5 protein-coding genes and 3 pseudogenes are annotated in these 7,303 nt (G+C 40.2%); 3 read left to right on the top strand and 5 right to left on the bottom strand.

Annotated elements, in window-relative coordinates; all coding sequences use genetic code 11:
* Nucleotides 1-271, top strand: a pseudogene (locus tag L652_RS0111760) (catalase); the annotation flags it as partial.
* 72 nt (nt 272-343) lie between these two features.
* Here the strand turns inward: L652_RS0111760 and L652_RS01000000123735 are convergent.
* From L652_RS01000000123735 to greB, 4 genes and pseudogenes are all read right to left on the bottom strand, one after another.
* A pseudogene (locus L652_RS01000000123735) lies at nt 344-2,657 on the bottom strand (Tex family protein).
* 168 nt (nt 2,658-2,825) lie between these two features.
* Entirely contained in the window at nt 2,826-3,407 is a 582-nt protein-coding gene (locus L652_RS0111750) for a CBS domain-containing protein (protein ID WP_024595749.1), read from the bottom strand.
* A gap of 50 nt (nt 3,408-3,457) precedes the next feature.
* On the bottom strand, nt 3,458-3,769 hold the full coding sequence (locus tag L652_RS0111745) for a hypothetical protein (protein ID WP_024595748.1): 312 nt from the start codon (nt 3,767-3,769) through the stop codon (nt 3,458-3,460).
* A gap of 116 nt (nt 3,770-3,885) precedes the next feature.
* Nucleotides 3,886-4,365 carry a transcription elongation factor GreB gene (gene greB / locus L652_RS0111740; RefSeq protein WP_002959554.1) on the bottom strand — a complete coding sequence of 160 codons (480 nt, stop codon included), beginning with the start codon at nt 4,363-4,365 and terminating at the stop codon, nt 3,886-3,888.
* 195 nt (nt 4,366-4,560) lie between these two features.
* On the opposite strand from greB, the gene ompR reads away from it, so the two are divergent.
* Together ompR and envZ are read left to right on the top strand one after the other, a co-directional pair.
* Nucleotides 4,561-5,280, top strand: a complete 720-nt coding sequence (gene ompR, locus L652_RS0111735) for a two-component system response regulator OmpR (protein WP_002959552.1) — start codon at nt 4,561-4,563, stop codon at nt 5,278-5,280.
* 5 nt (nt 5,281-5,285) lie between these two features.
* Nucleotides 5,286-6,606: pseudogene (envZ, locus tag L652_RS01000000123730) on the top strand (two-component system sensor histidine kinase EnvZ).
* A 19-nt stretch (nt 6,607-6,625) separates the two neighbouring features.
* On the opposite strand, the gene L652_RS0111725 reads toward envZ, so the two are convergent.
* Nucleotides 6,626-7,303: glycoside hydrolase family 97 catalytic domain-containing protein (locus L652_RS0111725; RefSeq protein ID WP_029770273.1), on the bottom strand; the 678-nt coding region annotated here is incomplete at its 5' end.

The raw sequence follows: 7,303 nt of genomic DNA, 5'->3' as shown, positions 1-7,303 counted from the left end.
GGGAGCTGATCGCTCTATTGCTGCAGATGCTACGCAAAAGCTAGCAGCGGCTCAAGCTGAGCTTGCACAACCTGAAAAAGAAGACGACGAAGACGCAAAAAGTAAACTTGAAGCGTCATTCTCTAGCGATGAAAGCAGCGATACAAAAACAGCTAAAAGTGATGAGCAAACACGTGATGCCGATGTTGAGGCACGGGCGGGGCGTATTGCTAACTTTTATCAAATGGCTACATCGCCAGCGAGCCAAAGTAGTTTTTCAGCGTTAAGTTAATAATTTAGCAAAACATAACCACAAAAAAACCGCTTACGCGGTTTTTTTCGTTTTAGCTTAGTTGTACAAGTATTATTTTTTTACTTTAGCATTAGCGAACGCATCGGCAAATGCATTGCCCATTAACGCATTACCGTTGTCACGTTTAGGCTTTGCAGCGCGAGGTTGCGAATTATTAGCACGTGCTTGTGGCTTTTGCGTAGCTGGAGCTGCTGACTTATTACTTGTGTCAATATCGTCATCTAAGCGCATAGTAAAGCTTATGCGTTTACGTGCAGCGTCTACTTCAACAACTTTAACCTTTACAATATCACCAGCTTTAACAACTTCACGCGGATCTGATATAAATTTATTCGTGATTGCTGAAATATGCACTAAACCATCTTGGTGAACACCTACATCAACAAACGCACCAAAATTAGCAACGTTTGAAACCACACCTTCTAAAATCATACCTGGCTTTAGGTCACTAATTTTTTCAACACCGGCTTTAAACTCAGCTGTTTTAAATTCAGGTCGAGGATCTCGACCAGGTTTATCAAGCTCAGTAATAATGTCGGTAACGGTTGGTAAGCCAAACTTTTCGTCAGTGTAATCGTTAGCAGCAAGTTTAGTTAAAAAGTCGCTGTTACCAATTAGGTTACTGACATCTAAGCTATTGCGTTCACAAATGCGTTTAACAACAGGATAAGCTTCAGGGTGTACTGATGAGTTATCTAGTGGATCGCTACCATTGTTAATACGTAAAAAACCAGCCGCTTGTTCAAATGCTTTTGGCCCTAAACGCTCAACCTTTTTAAGCTCACTACGTTTAGTAAATGTGCCGTTAGCATCGCGATAATTAACGATATTTTGCGCTAATGTTTTGTTTAAACCAGATACGCGTGTAAGTAACGGTACCGAGGCCATATTTAAATCTACGCCTACTGAGTTTACACAGTCTTCAACTACTGAAATAAGGCTCTGGCCTAATTGGCTTTGCGATACATCATGTTGGTATTGGCCAACACCAATTGATTTTGGCTCAATTTTAACAAGTTCAGCAAGTGGATCTTGGAGGCGGCGCGCAATAGAGACAGCCCCTCGTATAGAAACATCTAAATCTGGAAATTCATTAGCTGCAAATTCAGAAGCTGAGTAAACCGATGCACCTGCTTCGCTAACCATAATTTTACTAAGTTTAAGTTCGCTGTTTGCTTTGATAAGCTCAGCAACCAACTTATCTGATTCGCGTGATGCAGTACCGTTACCAATCGCAATTAGCTCAACTTTATGCTGACGGCAAAGTTGCTCTAACGTACGCACTGATTTATCCCAATGATTTTGTGGTGCATGAGGGAAAATAGTTTGTGTAGCTAGTAATTTACCTGTGCTATCAACAACGGCAATCTTACAGCCAGTACGAAGGCCTGGATCAAGACCTAAAGTAGTACGAGGGNATTAATAAATCTTTTAAGTTTTTAGCAAATACATCGATTGCACCGGCTTCTGCTTTTTCGCGCATTGCTGCAAAAAACTCATTCTCTAGGTGTAACCCTAGCTTAACTTTCCACGCCCATTGAACAACGTTTAATAACCAAGGACTTGCCGCTTTATATTTAATATCTAAACGGTAATGCTCAGCAATCATGTTTGCACATAATTGTGCTGAATTTTCAGCACTAGGCTCTGGGTTTATATTTAACTGAAGTACACCTTCATTTCGGGCTCTAAGCATTGCAAGCGCACGGTGAGAAGGTACTTTTTTAAGAAGTTCTTGATGCTCAAAGTAATCACGGTATTTTGCACCGGCTTGCTCTTGGCCTTTAATCACAGTACTTTCAATTGCGCCATTTTGGCTAATGTGGCTTCTAAATTTAGCAAGTAATTTTGCGTCTTCAGCAAAGCGTTCCATTAAGATGAATTTAGCGCCTTCAAGTACCGCTTTTGTATCTGCAAAACCTTTTTCAGCACTTACAAACTGCTGTGCTTGTTGCTCTGGGTCAAGGTTAGCATCTTTAAATAGTGCATCTGCAAGAGGCTCTAAACCAGCTTCAATTGCTATTTGGCCTTTAGTGCGGCGCTTAGCTTTATATGGTAGGTATAAATCTTCAAGTTCTGTTTTACTTTGTGCATTAGTTATATCGGCACTTAGCTCTGGCGTTAGTTTATTTTGCGATTCGATTGTCGATAAAATAAAACTACGGCGCTCTTCTAGTTCACGTAAATACGATAAACGCTGCTCTAAAAGGCGTAATTGGGTGTCGTCTAGGCCGCCTGTAACTTCTTTTCTGTAGCGGGCAATAAAAGGAACAGTTGCGCCTTCATCAAGTAACTTTGTTGCAGCAACAACCTGTTGCTGCTGTGCGTTTAACTCACCGGCTAAACGTGCAGAGATATCGCTCATGCAAAAACCTTTTTATACAATAAAATAAGACCAGAAGCGTGTTACTGGCGCTGTTAATTGCTTGAATAATATCACAGGAGGTAGTAATGAAAAGCTCTTAAAGCAAGCTATTTTACTTGCTTTAAGATGGTTGGGTCGGGAGCAAATCAATTCAACTAAAAGAGCGCCCTAGTGAGGGTGCTCAATGTTTTCTAATACCTCACTGAAAGAGTGAGCAATAGGTGAGATATGTACAGGAATATGTAATGTTTTAGCTATTTGGCGAGCTGAAATTAAACCACAAATTTCGTTACTCGCTGTTGTAACTAATAAAAACATTGTGCCCTGATGCTCCATCGTTTGCAGCGCATCACCAATGCATGCGTAGCTTAAGCTTTGCATACTTACACCTGTAAGGCGGCTAACTGGTGTCATAATGTCACGTAAGCTTACTTCGCTTCGTTGCATATTTAAGCGCTCTGCAATAATAGTAATTTTAGAGCTTTGTAAATCGGCGCTAGAAACTAGGCCAATTAATTTTTGGTGTTCGTCTGTTACTAAAACAAAGTCAGATTGTTGTGCACTTACTTGTTTAAGCGCATCTGTAATCGTTGTTCCATGCTCTGCACGAATAGGTGTTTTTTGAGTAAAGTTATTCACCATTTTTAGCGCTGGAGAAGATAAATCGATTAATGGTTGATCATCTGCAAATGTGCTAGCAATAACGCCATGAGAAATATTTTGGGTACGTAATTCTTTAAAGTTAGACATAGTAGTCACCTTAGTAGTTATAAAATTTAATTAAGTTGTAAAATAATGAATTAAATTAAATAGCTAGGTGGTCCGCGTTGGTATGCAGTGCTAAAAGGTCTGTTTAGATTAGTGCTCTTATAAAAAGAATCTACGACATTAGGAAGTGGTTGAGGCGACCTATAGGTAATAGTGTTAACGTGAGAGTCCACGTCAAAATCGAGGTTTGCTTGGTCAGGAATATCACAAGTAATAAAGTGATTAGATAGTTTAGCGTTATCAAGGTTTACGTCAGTGTTGCTGGCATGCAGGGTCAAACTTACACTCATTAAAAGTGCAAACAATACGGCATTACTAAATATGCGCTGTACTATGTTTGACATAATCACGACCTTAATTAACTGCTTTCAAATTAAACAAATCAACTTGAATAATTCAGTTATAGCTTATTGCTTTAATTTACACAATCAAAAGTTAACATGATCTGAATCAAAACTTTTTATTTCTTTTTTTGGTAATCGATACTGTTTACATACCACTGCTTTTTTCCCTGAGGAGTGGTCACTTCAAATTCGTCGTCCACTTGTTTTTTAATCAACGCACGCGCCATAGGTGAGTCTATTGATATGTAATCTTTACGGTCGTAAATTTCATCAGGACCTACAATTCTGAACTTTTTAACTTCACCTTCTTCGTTTTCAATTTCAACCCATGCACCAAAAAATACTTTTCCATCTTGCACGGGAGAGTAGTCAATAATTTTTAAATCAGGTATGCGCTTGCGTAAGTAGCGTACCCGGCGGTCAATTTGGCGCAGTAAACGCTTATTATACTGATAGTCTGCGTTCTCAGAGCGATCTCCGAGGCTGGCTGCCCAGCTAACTATTTTTGTTACTTCTGGGCGTTTTACGTTCCATAGTTGATCGTGTTCTTGTTGTAATTGCAAGTAACCTTCGCGGGTAACTAAATTTGTTTTCATGGCCAATTCTTTATTAACTCTAATGGTGTGCACGTTATTAAATTTGCCAAAATTTGTCGAGCGTAAAATTTAATAAAGTACGAGTAAGGAAGCTTTGAAATGTTCAGTAACAATCTAAGCAAGTAATTAGTTTTTGATTATTAAGTTTTTCATTTATATTAACTAGTAATTGGATATAAAAATAAGAAAGAGATTATGGGACACGAGACCACAAAAGTATTAGTTGTTGATGACGATATGCGCTTACGCAGTTTGCTTGAACGTTACTTAGTAGAGCAAGGCTTTATTGTTAGAACCGCAGGAAACTCGGAGCAAATGGATAGACTCCTAGAGCGTGAAAACTTTCACTTAATGGTTCTCGATTTAATGCTTCCAGGCGAGGATGGTTTATCTATTTGCCGCCGACTACGCCAAAAAGAAAATGAAATTCCTATTGTTATGCTTACTGCAAAGGGCGACGAAGTAGATCGCATTATTGGCCTTGAACTTGGCGCTGACGATTACATTCCAAAACCATTTAATCCACGAGAGCTACTTGCTCGCATAAAAGCCATTTTACGTCGCCGCGCAAAAGAAGTGCCAGGCGCACCTGCTGCTGAAGAAAACTTAATCGCTTTTGGTAAATTTACGCTTAATTTAGCAACGCGCGAAATGAGTGAAGGGGATAAAACAATATCGCTTACCAGTGGTGAGTTTGCAGTGCTTAAAGCGCTTGTTTCGCATCCACGTGAGCCACTTAGCCGCGATAAGCTAATGAACTTAGCGCGTGGCCGCGATTACAGTGCGCTTGAGCGAAGCATTGATGTGCAAGTGTCGCGACTTCGCCGCATGATCGAAGTAGATGCTGCCAATCCACGATATATTCAAACCGTTTGGGGTTTGGGGTATGTGTTTGTTCCCGACGGTGAAAAGTAATATTTATGGGTTTTTTTCCGCGTAGTGCTTTTGGACAAACTGTTTTTTTAGTGGCGGCTCTGCTGCTCATAAATCAAATAGTGTCTTATGTTACGGTTAGTTTTTATGTTGTAAAACCAACCATTGAGCAAGTTAACTTGATGCTTGCTAAGCAAATTAAAACAGTATTTATTGATTGGGAAGATGGCGTTGAAATAAACGACGAAGTATCTGCAAAGTTTTTTGAAATCACTGGCATTGAGGTCATGACGCAGCGCGAAGCAATGCGCCAAGGGCTTGGGCAAAGCCGCGAGTATTCTATGCTATCGCGTAGCATGACTGAGCAACTTGGTGGTTTTTCTCGTGTACGTATTAGCCAAACAGATCCATTGATTTATTGGGTTGAAGCACCGCAAGCACCAGGTTATTGGGTAAAAGTACCGCTTAAAGGCTTTAAAGAGAATAACTTAGAGTTTTTAACTTTTTACTTATCAAGTATTGGCTTTTTAAGCGTTTTGGGTGGGTGGTTGTTTGCAAGACACCTTAATAGGCCATTAAAAGCATTGCAACAAGCTGCAGTAAAAGTAGGTAAAGGCGATTTTTCTACCAAATTAGAAGAAGAAGGCTCAACAGAAGTAATAGAAGTAACGCGCGCGTTTAATCAAATGTCGCGCGGAATTGCCGCACTTGAAAACGACCGCCGTTTACTAATGGCTGGNTGGTGTATCGCATGATTTACGTACGCCGCTTACGCGTATCCGTTTAGCCACCGAAATGATGGTTGATGAAGACGACTATCTTCGTGAAGGTATTATTTACGATATAGAAGATATGAACGGGATTATCGATCAGTTTATTGAGTATTTACGCCACCATAAACGTGAAGAACTAAGTTGCGAAGATATAAATGCTTTAGTTGCCGAGGTTGTCAATTCTGAGCTTCAGCATCAACGTACTATTACGTTTAAAAGTAATCCAAATATAGGCAATATACCGTTAAGCTCTGTGGCTATTAAGCGTGTAATTACCAACATGATTGGTAATGCACTGCGTTATTCTGAGGGCGATATTGAAGTACTTAGCTACTTTAATTCAAACAAAAAGTATGTAGTTATCGCTGTAAACGATAGTGGTCCTGGGATCCCTGAAAACGAATTAGAGTCTGTGTTCGAGCCCTTTAAGCAAGGCGATGCTGCACGTGGCAGTGAAGGTAGTGGCTTAGGCCTTGCCATTATTAAACGCATTGTTGATATGCACGACGGTAAAGTAAAACTAGAAAACCGCCCAGAAGGCGGTTTAAGTGCACAAGTATATTTGCCAATCAAGGTATTAACCCCTGCACAATAAATACAGGGGTTTTATTGTATTAAAGTGCTTTAAAACGAATAGCTGTACCGCCACTAGTGGCTAATTTAAGCGTTAGTTTATCGTTTGCAGTTACAATTCGTTTTTCGATAGCTATATCGTACGGATTGTTTTTCCACTCTGCGTTTTTACCATCTTTATAAATTTGCGCTTCAAACTTTTTGCCCTGCTCTAAAAAGTCGAGTTTCACCTCAATTGTTCTGGCTTTCTCGTCAGTAACAGCACCTAGGTACCAATCGTTTCCTGAGTATTTAGTGCTTTTACGTTCTTTACGAGCGAATACAATAAAGTCGCCTACTTCACCATCAATAGCAATACTTTGCTGCCAATCTGTTGGTACGTCCTGAATGAATTGAAACGCATCGGGCTTAGCCAAATAGTTTTTAGGTAAGTCGGCAGCCATTTGAATTGGGCTATACAAAACAACATAAAGTGCGAGTTGTTTGGCAAGTGTAGTTTGTGGGCGGTTTGTATCGCCTCCTAAACCATTAAAGCTCATATCAAAAATACCTGGCGTAAAGTCCATTGGTCCTGCAAGCATGCGGGTAAAAGCAAGCATTGGTACATGCTCTGGTGGATTAGGTGGTGAACCCCATGCATTATATTCTTGTCCGCGTGCGCCTTCGCGCGCAATCCAGTTTGGATAAGTACGGCGCAGGCCTGTATCTTTAATTGGCTC

It is taken from the genome of Pseudoalteromonas sp. TB25, from assembly GCF_000497995.1.
Lineage (GTDB): Bacteria > Pseudomonadota > Gammaproteobacteria > Enterobacterales > Alteromonadaceae > Pseudoalteromonas > Pseudoalteromonas distincta.
Note: the sequence above shows the minus strand (reverse complement) of the source record. Positions and strands in the feature narration are given on the sequence as shown.